The following is a 16,502-nucleotide window of genomic DNA, read 5'->3' as shown; positions in this document are numbered from 1 at the left end:
ACATCAATTATCTATGAAAGATCACAAGAAGAAACCCAACCAATACGCCAAACCGATAGCAATATCGGTTGGTTTGCATGCAATTCTAGTTGCAGCCCTGCTTTGGGGGACGGACTTCAATATGTCTAAACCAGAGCCTACAGGGCAAATGGTTCAAGCTGTTGTCATCGATCCAAAACTTGTGCAGCAACAAGCGAAAGAAATTCGCCAGCAACGCGAAAAGGCAGCGAAAAAAGAACAAGAGCGTCTTGATAAACTGAGACGCGAAGCAGAGCAGCTAGAAAAAAACCGCAAAGCTGAAGAAGAGCAAATTCGCAAGTTGAAAGAGCAGCAAGCGAAAGATGCTCAAGCGGCACGAGAAGCAGAAGCTGCGCGTAAGAAAAAAGAGCAAGAGCGCAAGCAGGAAGAAGAACGTGTTCGCAAAGAAAAAGAGCGAGCTGCTAAGCTAGAAAAAGAGCGCAAGGAAAAAGAAGAAGCCGTGCGTAAAGCTGAACAGCAGCGTTTAGCAAAAGAGGCGGCTATCGCAAAAGCTGAGCAAGAACGTTTAGCTCGTGAAAAAGCAGCAAAAGAAGCGGAAGAAAAAGCACGTCGTGAGCGTGAAGCAGCTGAAAAAGCTGAACAAGAGCGCATCGCAAAAGAGAAAGCGGCAAAAGAGGCAGCGGAGCGAGAGCGTAAAGCGAGAGAAGCAGCTGAGCGTGCCGAGCGTGAGCGTAAAGCTCAAGAAGCCGCGTTAGATGATATTTTTGCGGGTCTCGAGAGTGAGTCAGAACAGAATCAGCAAGCGAAAAATCAACATGTGCAATCTGAAGTTGACCGCTATGGTGCAATTTACAAACAATTGATAGAGAGTCGTATCATTAAGGACGATTATCTTGTGGGAAAGTCGTGTAGGCTTAATGTGAAGCTAGTTCCAACTGGGACTGATGGTATTGTGAGTAATGTTACTGTGTTAAACGGTGACTCTCGTCTTTGTAGTGCAGCCAAAAGTGCAGTAGCCCAAGTTGGCAACTTTCCGATGCCTAAAGATAGAGATGTTATTGATAAAGTTAGAGATATCAACTTAACCGTTGAATACTAGAATAAGGAATAAGACGTGATTAGACGCCTTTTACTAGGAATGTTTGTACTGTTTAGCAGTATGACAAATGTGGCGAATGCCGCATTAGAGTTGGTCATTACCGATGGTATTGATTCAGCACGACCAATTGCTGTTGTTCCGTTTAAGTGGGAGGGCACACAAGCGCTTCCAACGGATGTTTCTGCTGTTATCGCCTCGGATTTACAACGTAGTGGTAAATTCAGCCCAGTTCCAACGAGCAAAATGCCACAAACACCGTTCAGTGAATCAGAAGTTAATTTTGATGCTTGGACCAATTTAGGTGTGGATGCGCTATTGACTGGTTCAATCAAGCAAAACGACCAAGGTGACTACGTTATCAACTATCAACTTGTTGATATTGTGCGTGGTCAGTTAACAGGTGGGAAGAGTAAGGCGCTTGGTAGTGACGGTGAATTAGTCCTGTCAAAAGATCATGTGTTGTTCAATAAAGTAGCCACTGTTCAAGGGCCTCGTATGCGTGAGTACGCTCACCGTATCTCTGATTTGGTGTATGAGCAGTTAACTGGCGACCGTGGCGCTTTCATGACTCGTATCGCATATGTGGTAGTGAACGATAAAGACCGTTTCCCTTACCAACTTCGAGTCGCTGATTACGATGGCTACAATGAGCGTCTGGTTTTACGCTCTAAGCAACCATTAATGTCACCAGCGTGGTCACCCGATGGTAAAAAGCTTGCATATGTTAGCTTCCAAAATGGCCAAGCAGAAATCTTCATCATGAACATCTACACCGGTGAACGTGAGAAAATTACTTCATACCCACGTCACAATGGTGCGCCAAGATTTTCGCCAGATGGCAATAAGTTAGCGATTGTTCTTTCTAAAACAGGCTCGCTTCATGTTTATACGTTTGACCTTAACACTCGTAAGCTGACGCAAATTACGCGTGGCAGATCAAATAATACGGAACCGTTCTGGCATCCGGATGGAAAATCGTTGATTTTCACATCGGATAGGGGTGGTAAACCACAGATTTATCAAGTAAATTTGGGCAGCGGTTCTATTGACCGTTTGACTTGGCAAGGCAGCCAAAATTTGGGTGGTCAGATTACTCCTGATGGGCGATTCCTAGTTATGGTGAACCGCAGCAACGCAGGATTTAATTTGGCGAAACAAGATTTGGAAACTGGTGCTCTTCAAGTCTTAACTAAGACCTTGCTTGATGAGTCTCCTAGTATTGCCCCAAACGGTGGCATGGTTGTGTATAGCTCGATTTACAACAAGAAAAACGTACTATCGATGGTGTCAATTGATGGTCGATTCAAAGCTAGATTACCGGCAACAAATGGGCGTGTTCGAGCGCCTGCATGGTCACCGTTTTTGTAGTAATAAGTTTGATTAATAAAGGAAAATAAGATGCAACTGAACAAGGTTCTAAAAGGGCTACTAATCGCGCTTCCTGTAATGGCTGTTACAGCGTGTAGTTCAAGCGACGACGCTGCTTCTAACACTGGTGCAGCAACAAACAACAATGGCGCAGTGGAAACAACAGTAGCTACGCCAATTGATCAAAGCGGTCAGTTGACAGAGCAAGAGCTAAAAGAGCAAGCGCTACGTGAAACTCAAACAATCTACTTTGCTTTTGACAACTCAACAATTGCAGCAGATTACGAAGAGATGCTAGCGGCTCACGCTTCTTACCTAAGCAAGAACCCAGCACTTAACGTAACTATCGAAGGTCACGCTGATGAGCGCGGTACGCCTGAGTACAACATTGCTCTAGGTGAGCGTCGTGCGCAAGCAGTAGCGAACTACCTACAAGCACTAGGTGTTCAAGCTGACCAAATCTCAATCGTTAGCTACGGTGAAGAGAAGCCACTTCTTCTAGGTCAATCAGATGAAGTTTACGCTAAGAACCGTCGCGCGGTTCTAGTATACTAATTCGAGGTAATCCTCATGTTCAGTAACACTAAGCGCGCTGTTGCGCTTACGTTACTGGCAAGTGCAGCGAACTTTGCGTTCGCTGCACCAGCTCCAGTATCCGATCTCAACAGCACATCATCCGTCTCTAAGAGCCGTTCATCTGAAACGGAAGTAGAGCGTCTAGAACGTTTGCTACAAAATCGCAATCGCGTTCAGCTCCAAATGCAACAGCAAATTGACCAAATGTCACAAGAGATCAGTGAATTGCGTGGTCAATTAGAGCGAAATAGCTACGAAATGAAACAAATGTTGCAACGTCAACGTGAGTTGTTTGTCGAGCTGGATCGTGTTCGTGGAGAGATAAAATCCGCACCTGCACAAGAAGCACAACCTGTGAAAACAGGTGGTCAGTACACTCCAAATGTTGATGAGCAAACGGCATATCAGAATGCAGTTGACCTCATTCTCAAAAAGCGTGATTACACTGGCGCAATTGCAGCGTTCCAGCAGTTCCAGAAAGATTATCCTGATTCTACATATTCAGCGAATTCTCACTACTGGTTAGGTCAGTTGTACTTCGCTAAAAAGCAGGATGAGGATGCAGTGAAAAGTTTTGCCGCTGTGGTGTCTTATAAAGACTCCAATAAGCGAGCCGATGCGTTGCTTAAGTTAGGCGAAATCGCTGAGCGTAATAACAATGCAGCTCAAGCGAAAAAGTACTACCAACAAGTGGTTGATGAATACCCAGGTAGTGCATCTGCAAAACTTGCCAGCTCTAAGCTGTAAGACGTTATGTTTTGAAAAGGAAGCTTCGGCTTCCTTTTTCTTTTCCATTTTCTTTTGGTGCAGAACGGCTAAGTCGATAGCAATGATGCAGAGCCTCTGACCTTATGTTGCACCGAATTTCGCTACTCGGAAATGCTACCTGTAACAAAGATATACGGCTAGACCGCTAGAAATCCCCGCGACAAGTTGGTTTTTGAAAATTAACGAGGTTACAATACTCGGATTAAAGGAAGTTGCGTAGAGCAAGAGCAATGAGCCATATATTAGATAAAATCGACACTGTTTACCCATTCCCACCGAAACCAGTTCCATTAAGCGAAGAAGAAAAAGCATCTTACATTGAGCGTATTAAAAAGTTACTCAAAGAAAAAGATGCGGTACTTATCGCGCACTACTATACCGACCCTGAGATTCAAGCCCTAGCTGAAGACACTGGCGGGTTTGTTGGTGACTCGTTGGAAATGGCGAAGTTTGGTAATCGTCACCCTGCAAGTACATTGATTATTGGTGGTGTTCGCTTTATGGGCGAGTCGGCCAAAATTCTGACACCAGAAAAGCGCATTCTAATGCCAACGTTGGAAGCGGAATGTTCGCTTGACCTTGGCTGTCCTGCGGATAAGTTCAGCGAGTTTTGTGATGCTCACCCTGATCATACGGTTGTAGTTTACGCAAATACTTCAGCAGCGGTTAAAGCCCGTGCCGACTGGGTCGTTACATCGAGCATTGCGCTTGAAATCGTGGAACACTTAGACGCTGAAGATAAGCCAATTATTTGGGGACCAGACCGTCACCTAGGATCGTACATCGCTAACAAAACTGGCGCAGATATGCTGCTTTGGCAGGGTGAGTGTGTGGTTCATGATGAGTTCTCTGCTGATGCGCTACGAAAAATGAAGAGCGTGTATCCAGATGCGGCTATTTTGGTTCACCCTGAGTCACCAGCAAGCGTCGTAGAACTTGCCGATGCCGTTGGATCAACGAGTCAGCTGATCAAAGCAGCGAAAGAGCTTCCTCACAAACAAATGATCGTTGCGACAGACAAAGGCATTTTCTTTAAAATGCAGCAACTTGTGCCAGAGAAAGAACTTATCGAAGCGCCAACCGCAGGTGCAGGCGCAACATGTCGCAGCTGTGCACACTGTCCTTGGATGGCAATGAACGGTTTGAAAGCAATTGAGAAAGCGCTTAGTGAAGGTGGTGAAGAGCACGAAATTTTTGTTGATGAAGCGCTACGTGTGAAATCACTTATCCCACTGAACCGCATGCTAGATTTTGCTGAGCAGCTAAATATGCAAGTGAAAGGTAATGCTTAAAAAGTAGGCGTAACTGAAAGTAAATCTCAAAAACCAGCCGAATATGGCTGGTTTTTTTGTGTCTTACTATCAATGAGTTACTATTGATGCAATCAATGAATATCGAGGTCATAAATTTATGGCGGTGTGGTTAGTAGTTAAAAAGTGGCTTAGTTCCCACCTTTTTAAATTGAGCAACCGAAGCCTTCTCATCTTTAGTGGCTTATATGTGAGCCTTTCATGGTGGCTGCTGGTTCTCGCTGGTGAAACAGCATTAACAGACAGTTTCGCTAACTTTATCTATTACCTCATGGTTACGGCGAGTACGGTGGGTTATGGCGACCATTCTCCAGTAACAGATATGGGTAAATGGGTTGTCGTACTATTTGTAATCCCCGGCGGTTTGAGCTTATTCGCCGCATTATTGGGGCGTGTCGCTGGAGCAGCGATGGACTATTGGCGAGCGGGTATTTTAGGAAAACGGAGAGTAAGAGTGGAAAACCATATTGTATTGTTGGGCTGGAATGGATCGAGAACGATGCACCTTATTCGCATGTTACAACATGAAGAAGAGGGAAAGCGTCCGATTGTTTTATGCAGCCGTTCAGAAATAGAGAACCCGTTACCTGGCGAAATCAGTTTTATCAAAGTGACCAGTTATACCGATTCGCAAGAAATGAAAAACGCCAATATTGCCGAAGCCGCTTGCATTATTGTGGATAATCTCTCGGACGACATTACCTTGTCAGCCGCTCTATACTGCGCATCTGTAAACCCTTCCGCTCATTTGGTCGCTTACTTTAAAGATGAAGCGCTAGGCCGACTTCTAAGTCAGCATTGCCCGAAAGCGGAATGCATACCTGCTGTTGGCGCAGAAATGTTGGCAAAAGCGGCGGTTGACCCGGGCTCAAGTGCGCTTCATCAGGAGCTTTTGGCTTCAACACGAGGTATGACGCAATACTCAGTTATTTATCCCGAGGGTCAGTCTGCCACCACTATTGAGAATCTCTTCGTTTTTCTCAAAAGACGCCATCATGCCACGCTGATTGCTTTTGATATTGGCGATGGTATTCAACTCAACCCAGATTTAGATGCTGAAGTACCCGCGAGTACCAAGCTGTTTTACATTGCAGATGAACGTATTGAAGATTTTGCCTGGAAAGAAATGAACAAGGAACAATAATGCACATGATTGCTGGCCTGTTAGCAGGCTTCCCAAACTTTTTACTCTATTTCTCTGTTTCTATTATTTTTGTATTGGCGTTTAAGTTCATCTACGTCAAGTTGACGCCATACGATGAGTGGCATCTGATCAAAGAAAAACAAAATACAGCAGCAGCGATTGCGCTAAGTGGGGCCTTCCTTGGTTATTGTCTCGCGATTTCGGGGGCGGCAAAAAACTCGGTCAATATCGTCGATTTTATGGTGTGGGGCGTTGTTGCAATGCTTGCTCAAATTATCGCATTTGCAATTGTACGCTTTATTTTACTTCCGAAAGTGGCAGAGCGTATCGAAAAAGATGAACTGCCAGCCGGTATTGTATTAGCCGCAGTTTCTGTTTCGGTCGGCGTATTGAATGCCGCTTGCATGACTTACTAGGAGGAACGATGAAGCGGAGTTCTAACGTTAAACGTTCTTCCATGGACAAAAGCTTAAAGCTTGGGAAAATTCTTCCCTTTGCTGCCTTTGGTGGTATTTTCTTCTTTGCTACGTACGAGTCAAAAACAGAAGGGTACATTTTTTCTGATGCTGATGAGTGTAAATCTAACTCGCCTGAGTTTAGTGAACAGTGTGACATTGCATACCAAGAAGCTTTAGCTCGTGCCGAACAAAATGCCCCTCGCTACCGCAGCGAGTTCGAATGCGAGAATGATTTCTACGAGGATGATTGTTACTACAGTTCCAGTTCCCGAGCTTATGTACCTAACTTTGGCGGTTTTTTTTACAGTCGCTCATTAAGCGGGTTGAAAGGTTATAACAAGAGCTATTACTCAGAGCCGATGTACCGTTATAAATCCAAATTCTATAATGGAGCAGGACAATTCTTTGGCTCCTACCGAAATCAGCCGACCAAAGTTGCGACGAATAGCCTTAATAAACGTGGTGGCGGCACCATTGGCAGGGCGATGTCTCGAGGCGGGTTTGGTAAAGCGGTGTCGGTCAGTCGAGGCGGTTAAAAAGCACTATGTTTCGACGAGAAATACAAGAGCGCGAAAACTGGCGTGAATTAGCACGCCAGTTTGGTTTTGGTTTCCATACCATGTATGACCAACCGTATTGGGATGAGAGTGCTTACTATCAATTCACGCTGGAGCAAATTGAGCGCGATATAGAAGCGCCCACTGAAGAGCTGCATCAGATGTGCCTGGCTATTGTGGATGAAGTCGTTCGGAGTGAGCGGTTGCTGACGCAATGTGCGATCCCTGAATCTATGTGGGAGCAGGTCGCTTCTTCATGGAGACGAAGCGAACCTTCGCTTTATTCGCGGCTGGATTTCGCGTACAACGGGACCTCGCCAGCAAAATTACTGGAAAACAATGCGGATACGCCAACCAGCTTGTTTGAAACTGGCTTTTGGCAGTGGGTGTGGCTAGAAGATGTTGTAAATAAAGGTCGAGTTCACCAGAGCGCGGATCAATTCAATATTCTTCAAGACTTTTTGATCGAGCGCTTTGCCGAAATAGCAAAATACCAACCAGGACAAACACTTCACTTTAGCTGCTGCAAGTACACTGAAGAAGATAAAGGGACTGTCCAGTATTTAGAGGATTGCGCGCGAGAGGCAGGGTTAGCAACGGCATTCGTGCATGTCGAAGATATTGGAGTGACGGAAGATGGTCTGTTTGTGGATGCTGACGACAGAGCGATTCGTTGGATGTTTAAGCTTTACCCTTGGGAGTTTATGTTTGAAGAGGAATATGCGAAGTACTTAGCGACTGCGAACGTAAACTGGTTAGAACCGATGTGGAAGTCGATTCTATCCAATAAAGCACTTTTACCGTTATTGTGGGAGCGCTTTCCTAATCACCCGAACCTTTTGCCCGCTTATTTTGCTAACGATTCAAAAGCGAACACTATGAGAGATTATGTCATCAAGCCACTATTTTCTCGAGAGGGCGCGAACATCGAGATCGTCATCGATGGAAAACGTTTTGTTAAAACGTCAGGGCCTTATGAATCTAAATTCAATATCGTCCAGCAATACCATCCACTACCTAAGTTTGGGCACAACCATACGTTAATTGGCAGTTGGTTGGTCAATGATAGAGCTGCCGGTATTTCGATTAGGGAAGACAGTAGCTTAGTGACTCAAGATATGGCGCGGTATATTCCACATGTAATTTTAACATGATCAAAAAAGCTCTCCATTTGGAGAGCTTTTTGTCTATTCAGCCGTTCAATCTTGATGGTCGACAGCGTTGCGTCTATTGTTCTTCAGCTAATGCAACACCGCGCTGGGTAAGACCACATAACATCACTGGCATTGCATTGAAGATCTCTTCAAACTGCTCTAAGCCTTCCATACCTTGTTCGGCCAATGTTTCAATGGTTGTTTCTGGGTCGTAAAGCATAGTAAGAGAAAGTAAAACACCACCGAGTAGGGCATTATCTTCGCTATCCTCAGGCATCAACGTTTCCCAGTCATCACGCGCAAGTTGCCAGCCTTGTAATACACCTTCACAGAAATCGCGAGCCTGACTTGTTACAATGTCTTGCTCATCTAGCGCGCACCCTGCAGGCCACTGCCAAGTGCCTTCTAGGAGAGCGGGACGAGTTTGGTTCCACATTTGTACAATCTCGTCAATGTACTGCTCTAGTTGTTCACCGTCAGTAAATGGCGCTGTTTCTTCTCCACCCCATAAGAATGGCAACCACTCTTGAGGCATTAATACGTTTGGCGCTGCAGCCATCGCTGTTACAAAGCCTTGAGTTTTTGCTAGGTTTAGTAGTTTACCGTCAAGTTCTGGGAGAGAAAGGATGTCTTGTAGTTTCAAAATAGAATACCATTTGTTAATGGGCTGGTTGATTGCGCTCATCTTACCAATCAATTAGTGATAAATCGATATTAGGGAATGATTCACACATCTATGGAAATTCGCTCATCACTTAGAAAAAAAAGCATTCTCGCCCTAACACTTTACCTGTGCTTCTTTATCGCCACTATCGGTTCTGTCGCCTATTTGGTTGTTGAGCCACCGGTTAGACAAAAGCTAGAGCAAAACCTAGAGTTACGTACCCAACTCCTGGCTCTTGAGATAAAAGAGCCCCTCCTCAGTTCTACAGGTGTATTGAGCAGCTTAGTAGGGCTAGCCCAAGGGACTGAAAATATTCAATCTCTCAACACAATAATTCCACATATACTTCAATTGAGTGACAAGATGCTTGTTAGTGGTGGCGTATGGCCTAAACCCGAACTAAAAGCAGAACAATGGAGATATAAAAGTCTATTCTTCAATAAAAACAGTGATAGTGGTATTGACCAAATTCACTCCTACAATAACCCCGAATCTGGCGGTTATGATAATGAAGCCTGGTATGTCGCTGCCGCCGATGCTCCGGTAGGTTCTGTTAGTTGGTCTACGGTTTACATCGATACCTTTACTCAGGTCCAGATGATTACCGCGTCTTCTCCGTACTACCAAAACGGTCGATTCGCTGGAGTTGTAACGGTAGACCTATCACTTGATGCACTTTTTCAGTTTATTCGAGAGCACACGAACCAGCATTCTTTGGGGGTAGTGGTTCGCGATGCTGACTCAAACGTGATTATTGAACACAACTTTCAACTGACGGACGAAATTTATGTCAGCGAGCTTGATTTCGGAGAGTTCGATTGGCGCATGGAAGTTGTCAACGCAAAAGCTAAAGTCGCCGATCAAGTGTTTGAACAAGTGATGAGCGTTGAGGGGAGGATCATTCCATTTTTGCTCTTGTGTGTCTTGGTCGGTTACTACTTACTGAATCGCTATATTGTTGAACCAATTGTTCGCATTGCCGCTAAGATTGATGACTCGAAAACTGGTGGGATCATAGATATTGACTACGATAGCGATGACGAAATCGGACAGCTTATCGAGAAGTTCAATGAAAAGACGATCTATTTAGAGCAGGAGAGAATAAAAGCTCAGGCTTCGACAAACGCTAAAACGGCATTCTTAGCCACATTGTCCCACGAGATTCGCACACCAATGAACGGTGTACTAGGAACTGCCCAGATACTGTTAAAAACACCACTTACCGATGAGCAGCGTAAGCACCTGAGAACACTTTATGATTCAGGTGATCACATGATGACATTACTCAATGAGATTTTAGATTACTCAAAAATTGAACAAGGGCATGTTGAGTTTGAAAATAAGCCTTTCCCAATTGAGTCGATTATCGGCAGTATCAAGAGTGTTTATCAAACGCTATGTGCAGAAAAAGGTCTTCGCTTTAGAGTAGTCTCGCATTTACCAACGGGTCGTTGGTACAACAATGACAAAGCCCGTTTGCGTCAAGTACTGTTCAATCTACTCAATAACGCTGTTAAGTTCACCGATCGTGGCATCGTAGAGGTAGAGCTAGCCGAGAAATCGAGTAAGGCTGGCACCAAGCTGATACTAAAGGTAAAAGATACAGGGATTGGTATTTCAAAAGAGGCACAAAAACGCATTTTTCGTCCTTTTGAGCAAGCAGAGTCATCAACGACTAGACGGTTTGGTGGTACAGGGCTTGGTTTAGCAATAGTCAAAGAAATCGCGGAACATATGGGTGGGCAAGTGGTTGTAGAGAGTCAGGAGGACGCTGGAACGACTTTTACTGTCGAAATTGCCCTTACACCTTGCAAGCCGGGTAAAGTAGAGTCAATCAATACACATAAATTGAACTGTAAAGGGTTGAAAGCACTCATTGTTGAAGACAACCGAACAAATGCGATCATTATGGAAACTTTCCTCCGAGCCAAGGGCTTTGAGTGCACAAGTGTCGAAAATGGTCAGCTTGCAGTCGATGAGGTTGCGATCAAACCATTTGATTTGATACTGATGGATAATCATATGCCTGTTCTAGATGGCGTTGGGGCCATATCAGCCATTCGAGCAATGAGTTCACCTGCTAAGTCGGTACTGATTTTTGGCTGTACAGCGGATGTGTTCAAAGAAACACAAGAGCGTATGATTAATGTAGGAGCAGACCACATAATAGCGAAACCAATAGTGGAGTCTGAATTAAATGATGCACTGTATCTTCATGCGACACAGTTATATCAGTACCAATCGGACTTTGATGGAAATGCAGCAGATAGCTTTAATGCTGAAAAGTGGTTACTCAACTTCTATGTCGCTCTAGATAATGGACATCTTAATGAAGCACTTGAGGCTATTTCAGCGATCATTGCGGAGGCTCCCCTTGAACTCAGTGGCGACGTTTCTTCAGTCGCCGAACGGATAAGAAGTAACTTAAAGCGTCAGCAATCCCCGGACCAAGATGATATCGATACATTAACGATTTTGCTGGCCTCACCATAACTGAATCAATATGGCGCAACTGTAAATTGTTCTTACTATTCATACGTCATCCAGCGTCGTCACAAACTCTTCTAACCTGCAATGAACAGGCTTGCAGTTTTACTTTTACGAGTAAAGCAGCAAGACCTTCTACTGTGATTATATCGGTAATACTCTGAATTTTCGCAGCTTGGTAGCATAAGCTATAGGAGTGACTGTTTACAGTCCGAGTTTTGTTCTAACTTTACGTCAAAATAATTATCGTAACCCCTTTTTATGTAAGTGAAATCCGTGTTTTTGTACCATTTTTACGTAATTTTAGGCGTTTTTACTCGCCATTGGTGAAAAAAACTACTTTTACTTTAAAAGTTGGTTATAAATTTACAACTTAATTTTAAATACAGAGCCATAAGCTAGTTTTTGTGTGTTCTAATTGCATCATTAACTGGCTTGATGTCTTTTTAGTGGTTAATAGTTTTATTATTTTTATTAATTGCAGTGTTTGATTTTAAGGGTTTTGTAAATGAAGTCTCGTGGACCATTTTGTATTCGTCACGCCGCAGCGGATACCTTTGCTATGGTTGTTTTTTGCTTTATCACAGGGATGATTGTCGAGATTTTGATTTCAGGGATGACATTTGAGCAATCTCTAGCATCGCGTACGCTATCGATTCCAGTGAATATCGCCATTGCTTGGCCGTATGGGGTTTTTCGTGATTGGATGCTGCATCAAGGTAGTAAGGTGTCACCGTCTTCCTTTATGAAGAACATCTCTGATCTGGTCGCTTATGTACTATTTCAATCTCCAGTTTATGCGGGTATTTTATTCGCAGTTGGCGCGTCTACAGATCAAATTGTGACCGCAGTGGCAAGTAACGCTGTTATTTCTTGTGGCATGGGTGTGTTGTATGGGTACTTCTTGGACATGTGCCGCCGTTGGTTCCGTGTTCCCGGTTATTCTCAAAGCATGTAAATGCCCCAGTTTTGCTCAATTTAGTTACTTAGTGAGCAATCGATTCGAAAAGGGCGCTTTTTTTTATGTTTAGCCTTGACCATCAGGCACATAATCATTAAATTAGCGCCTCGTTAGCCAATGATGCTAACCAAAATTTGATTCGGTGAGTTGTCCGAGTGGCTGAAGGAGCACGCCTGGAAAGTGTGTATACGGCAACGTATCGAGAGTTCGAATCTCTCACTCACCGCCACATTCTATAAGCCCTTGTAGTGTAAGAACTTCTTATAATACAGGGGTTTGGTGTTTTAATGTAAGCTGCCTACTGGTACAAAGAGTAGGTACAATGTCGAACATCATGGCAAGTCCTTATAAGCATCCTCAAACTGGTGTTTACTACTTTAGAATGGCTGTCCCAAAAAAGCTGGTTCCTATAATCGGTAAGACAGTCTTCAAGAAATCTCTTCAAACGAAAAACCTTTCTGAAGCAAAGCAGCGATTTCCTCAGCATCTTGATGATGCGCTCAAGCAAATCGAGTTCGCTAATTTAAAGCTATCTAATTCATCTGATATTGAGCTTAATGTCCGTGATTGCGCGATCATTGCCGAGCGTTGGTATCTGCGTGTCAAAGATGAGGTTGATGGTAATGGTAACTATGATTGCTATCTTCGATATGAATGGTATGGCGTTGAGGGCGATAAGCGTCTCCACGTATTCGGCTTGTCTGACACATTTGAGTTTAGTGGTCTAGATGCGTCAAAAGCTACTGAAGAGGAATACCAAGAGCTTTTGGAAGGTTTTAAAGACTTCATTGAGGAACAGCTAAAGATAGAAGGTTTAGTTGTATGTGAGACAAGCGCTTCATATAGACGTTTGGTCTGTGCCTTTTACGATTACGCCCGTCGAGTTGAGTCTCTCTGCTTGGCTCGTCACAAGCGAGACTTTGGGTATGAGCCCGTAACCAGTTCAATCGCTAGTGAGCCCATTTCAGTACCTAGGCCTGATAAGATACCGTCTAGGGCTTTGAAACCATCTCAGAACTCCATTTCGAGTCTATTGAAGCGTTACCTTGAGTCTGCATCTATTAATGGCAAAGCTTCTCAATCCTTGGCAGAGGTTGAGTCTCAGATAGAGCGTCTTATAGAGATAATAGGGGATCTAGATGTTGCTGATGTAACGAGAGGTCATATCTCAAAATACAAAGATACCCTGTTACAATTGCCTAAGTCTAAAGCTAAAGAGATTAGAAACAAATCAGTACCTGAGCAGCTTGAGCTTGTTAAAACAAAAGGGCTTGAGACAATCTCTCCTTCAACCGTTAAGACTATTCTCAGAAAGACTTCTCCTGTATTTGGCTATGCTGTTGAGCTTGGTCTGATAGACGTCAACCCGTACAAAGGCGTAACACTTCCTAAAGTACAGAATAAGTCTGCGGTAGCGGAAGCTAAAGGTTTTACTCCTAGTGAGATCAATCAGTTATTTAAGCTAGATATATTCACTGATGTCACTGCTAGTAAGCCTTATGGCATGGCTTGTTATTGGGTGCCTCTTCTATGCAGGTATACGGGTTCTCGGATTGAAGAAATGGTTCAACTTAGAAGTTCAGATATACAACGATCAGACGAAGATATTCACTTTATTTATGTTCGTGAGGGTGAAGAGCAGAACGTAAAAAACGTTAAGTCTGTTCGACAAGTACCGATTCATGAGCACCTCATTGATTTAGGCTTTTTGGATTATGTGGCGTCCTGTGGAGAGTTTCTATTCCCTGAGCACAAGCCAAACAAACACGGTAAAAGGTCTGGTGCTATTGGTAAGTGGTGGAGTAAACAGGTCAAGACGGTAGGCATAACCAAGCAGCCATCACACTCGTTTAGGCACTCTTTGAGAACAGTTTTGCGTGGTCTAGGAGTGGTTGATTCTGTTAGTGATGCTATCACTGGTCACGCTCCGGCTAATATCGGTGCAGCATACGGTACGGTTGATATGAAGGCTAAGAAGAAAGCAATAGACTGTTTGCCTAGGTTGGCTGTCCCACGCCTTTGGTAGCTTTTAGTTAATGTATTTACACTGTTGTGTACACCTAAAGTCTCCCCACTGTTCACACGTGTACACTTTGGTCTTAAATAGCCCGTAGGCCTTGTGGTATAAGGCTTACGAGCTCGCAATGTCATTTCTAAAAGTCGTAGTTTTCGGTTACGTTAGGAGCTTTATTTCCACTATTTTTATCTTGAATACTCCCTTCGATAGTCCCAGCTTGTTCCAGCCACTTACTCCGTTGAGATATCGAGATACCTAATTGAGATCCCCTAGTGACCTTTCTTAAACCTTCCCTGAAGATATCCTCTCCAAAGAACTCAATGAGGCGGCTGATGCTATTTGAGACGTCTTTAATTTGCTTTTGCTCCCACTGCTCATCATCTTTGTCAGATATATTATCTTTGCCCTTAAAAGCATCTGAGAGGCGTCTAATCTTCGGAAACCCCTTAGAGTCCCAGCAGCTTTGGGGTAGGTAATAACGTGACTCCAAGCCAAACTGGAGGCCTTCAACAAAGCTCTCTAAGTCGTTCATCTCGATGTCAGTCCCTAATGCTTCTTTACAAGCTTTTAAGCCGTTAGCAATGTGTGCAGCCTGACCACGACTACATCCAACAAGCTCACATACTTGAGAGACGCTCAGGTCAAACTCTCGGTTAACAATTAGCTTGCGAAACTGAGCTTGCATTATTTCATCCTTAGTAACTCCAACCCCATGCGCTTGATTGACATCTTGGGCTGCTGAGAATGCCTCAGCGTAAGTACGGTTTTCTATGATCAACGAGTTAATCATCAATTCAGCATCAGGGTTTTCTTCAAGGTACTTCAAACAAGCTCCAGTGCGGTGGAAACCATCCACTACGTAATACTTATCATCAACCACAAAAACAGTGATAGGCTGCCTTATAGGCTGTCCATTACGAAGGTCTTCAAGAATCTCCTTGCTTTGACTCTCTTGCTTAATCTCTTGCGCTGAACGTACTCGTTTGTCTTTAATGAGTTCAACGTCACGGGCTTGCATCGCGGGATCGAGTATGAGAGTTCGAGGGTCTAAATACGCAAATCTGCTATCTGCCATGAATTGATTCATAGTGTGTTATGTACCTGTAGGTCTATGACTGATTATTAATGTTTCTCTTTTTGGTTTGATTGGAACCCTAGGAGGGGGGAGGGTTCGGGGTAATACATATCGAACATGATTGCGGCTAGTAGTAATCTTTACACCAAATGAGCGGATCGTTTTTTCATTTTTTTGTGATTACGGTATTTTAAGCTTTTACCAAGGCTCTTTGGACTGTGGATAAGGAGACTCCCACTTCGGAAGCGATCTTTCTTAAAGACATTCCTTGTGAACGTAGCTCAGCGATACGCTGGTGGTTAGTTGTGTTAGTTGGTCTACCTTTATACTTCCCTGCTGCTTTAGCTTTCTCAATGCCTTCCTGACGTCTTTCCTGAATCATTGCTAACTCGAATTGAGCTACAGCTCCTAGCATGTTCAGCATGAGCTCAGACATATGATCGCTTCCACCAGCATTAAAGCTTAGGTTTTCCTTGTGGAATCTCACGCTAACACCTTGGTTAGTCCAGTCGTTTATTAGCTGCTTTAAATCAACCAAATTACGCGCTAGGCGGTCGATGCTATGAACGTGGATTGTATCTCCTTCGCGAACGTAGTCTTTAAGAGCTTCTAACGCTGGCCGTTTAGTTGAGCCACCACTGCATTTATCTGTAAAGCTCTTATCAAAGGTGATACCAGAATCTGTAAGTTGACGGTCTGTATTTTGGTCTGTGGTCGAAACTCGCAGATAAGCTATGTGTGCCATTAGGTGTACCCGTTTAACTCTAAGATGTTAGAAATTTTATTGTGGTCACAATTTTAATTCAACCCTAATGGGTACTGTTTGATGGAGGTTTGACCGTAGTCGTTTGGGTATACCTAATCGGTATACTTTAGTAGTATCCA

General features: G+C 43.9%; 15 protein-coding genes and 1 tRNA gene. 13 read left to right on the top strand and 3 right to left on the bottom strand.

Annotation, left to right across the window (positions count from 1 at the left end; translation table 11 throughout):
* Positions 1 to 13: 13 nt before the first annotated feature.
* The 9 genes from tolA (at position 14) to R7E51_RS04015 (ending at position 8,413) form a co-directional block, all read left to right on the top strand.
* Positions 14 to 1,078 carry a cell envelope integrity protein TolA gene (gene tolA, locus R7E51_RS04055; protein WP_025523094.1) on the top strand — a complete coding sequence of 355 codons (1,065 nt, stop codon included), beginning with the start codon at positions 14 to 16 and terminating at the stop codon, positions 1,076 to 1,078.
* Between the two features lie 15 nt (positions 1,079 to 1,093).
* The gene (gene tolB / locus R7E51_RS04050; RefSeq protein WP_005387925.1) at positions 1,094 to 2,446 is read left to right on the top strand and encodes a Tol-Pal system beta propeller repeat protein TolB; all 1,353 of its coding nucleotides are present in this window, start codon (positions 1,094 to 1,096) and stop codon (positions 2,444 to 2,446) included.
* A gap of 30 nt (positions 2,447 to 2,476) precedes the next feature.
* Entirely contained in the window at positions 2,477 to 3,001 is a 525-nt protein-coding gene (gene pal, locus R7E51_RS04045) for a peptidoglycan-associated lipoprotein Pal (protein WP_005378293.1), read from the top strand.
* A 15-nt stretch (positions 3,002 to 3,016) separates the two neighbouring features.
* A complete protein-coding gene (ybgF, locus tag R7E51_RS04040; RefSeq protein ID WP_167415111.1) occupies positions 3,017 to 3,769 on the top strand; it encodes a tol-pal system protein YbgF in 753 nt (250 codons plus the stop codon).
* 251 nt (positions 3,770 to 4,020) lie between these two features.
* A complete protein-coding gene (nadA, locus tag R7E51_RS04035; protein WP_017820046.1) occupies positions 4,021 to 5,082 on the top strand; it encodes a quinolinate synthase NadA in 1,062 nt (353 codons plus the stop codon).
* A gap of 118 nt (positions 5,083 to 5,200) precedes the next feature.
* A complete protein-coding gene (locus R7E51_RS04030) occupies positions 5,201 to 6,244 on the top strand; it encodes a potassium channel protein (protein WP_017820047.1) in 1,044 nt (347 codons plus the stop codon).
* The gene (locus tag R7E51_RS04025) at positions 6,244 to 6,660 is read left to right on the top strand and encodes a DUF350 domain-containing protein (RefSeq protein ID WP_005378281.1); all 417 of its coding nucleotides are present in this window, start codon (positions 6,244 to 6,246) and stop codon (positions 6,658 to 6,660) included. Before R7E51_RS04030 ends, R7E51_RS04025 begins: the two co-directional genes overlap by 1 nt.
* A gap of 8 nt (positions 6,661 to 6,668) precedes the next feature.
* Complete coding sequence (locus R7E51_RS04020) at positions 6,669 to 7,238, top strand: DUF1190 domain-containing protein (protein WP_025766906.1); 570 nt, start codon at positions 6,669 to 6,671, stop codon at positions 7,236 to 7,238.
* Positions 7,239 to 7,246: 8 nt separating this feature from the next.
* A complete protein-coding gene (locus R7E51_RS04015; RefSeq protein ID WP_042522104.1) occupies positions 7,247 to 8,413 on the top strand; it encodes a glutathionylspermidine synthase family protein in 1,167 nt (388 codons plus the stop codon).
* A gap of 73 nt (positions 8,414 to 8,486) precedes the next feature.
* Here the strand turns inward: R7E51_RS04015 and R7E51_RS04010 are convergent, their stop codons facing one another.
* Positions 8,487 to 9,098, bottom strand: coding sequence for a YecA/YgfB family protein (locus R7E51_RS04010; protein WP_005378278.1), 612 nt, complete (start codon positions 9,096 to 9,098; stop codon positions 8,487 to 8,489).
* Positions 9,099 to 9,149: 51 nt separating this feature from the next.
* Between R7E51_RS04010 and R7E51_RS04005 the strand changes: the two genes are divergently transcribed.
* From R7E51_RS04005 to R7E51_RS03990, 4 genes are all read left to right on the top strand, one after another.
* Entirely contained in the window at positions 9,150 to 11,570 is a 2,421-nt protein-coding gene (locus R7E51_RS04005; protein WP_017820050.1) for a hybrid sensor histidine kinase/response regulator, read from the top strand.
* A gap of 502 nt (positions 11,571 to 12,072) precedes the next feature.
* The gene (locus tag R7E51_RS04000) at positions 12,073 to 12,522 is read left to right on the top strand and encodes an L-alanine exporter AlaE (protein WP_025766903.1); all 450 of its coding nucleotides are present in this window, start codon (positions 12,073 to 12,075) and stop codon (positions 12,520 to 12,522) included.
* 144 nt (positions 12,523 to 12,666) lie between these two features.
* A tRNA-Ser gene (locus tag R7E51_RS03995) sits at positions 12,667 to 12,754 on the top strand.
* Positions 12,755 to 12,847: 93 nt separating this feature from the next.
* A complete protein-coding gene (locus R7E51_RS03990) occupies positions 12,848 to 14,551 on the top strand; it encodes a site-specific integrase (protein ID WP_193291840.1) in 1,704 nt (567 codons plus the stop codon).
* Positions 14,552 to 14,678: 127 nt separating this feature from the next.
* Here the strand turns inward: R7E51_RS03990 and R7E51_RS03985 are convergent, their stop codons facing one another.
* Entirely contained in the window at positions 14,679 to 15,617 is a 939-nt protein-coding gene (locus tag R7E51_RS03985; protein ID WP_242531368.1) for a hypothetical protein, read from the bottom strand.
* A 190-nt stretch (positions 15,618 to 15,807) separates the two neighbouring features.
* Positions 15,808 to 16,362, bottom strand: a complete 555-nt coding sequence (locus tag R7E51_RS03980) for a recombinase family protein (RefSeq protein WP_069513722.1) — start codon at positions 16,360 to 16,362, stop codon at positions 15,808 to 15,810.
* Positions 16,363 to 16,502 lie beyond the last annotated feature (140 nt).

It is taken from the genome of Vibrio sp. Vb1166, assembly GCF_033338695.1.
In the GTDB taxonomy this organism is placed as follows: Bacteria; Pseudomonadota; Gammaproteobacteria; order Enterobacterales; family Vibrionaceae; genus Vibrio; species Vibrio alginolyticus.
Note: the sequence above shows the minus strand (reverse complement) of the source record. Positions and strands in the feature narration are given on the sequence as shown.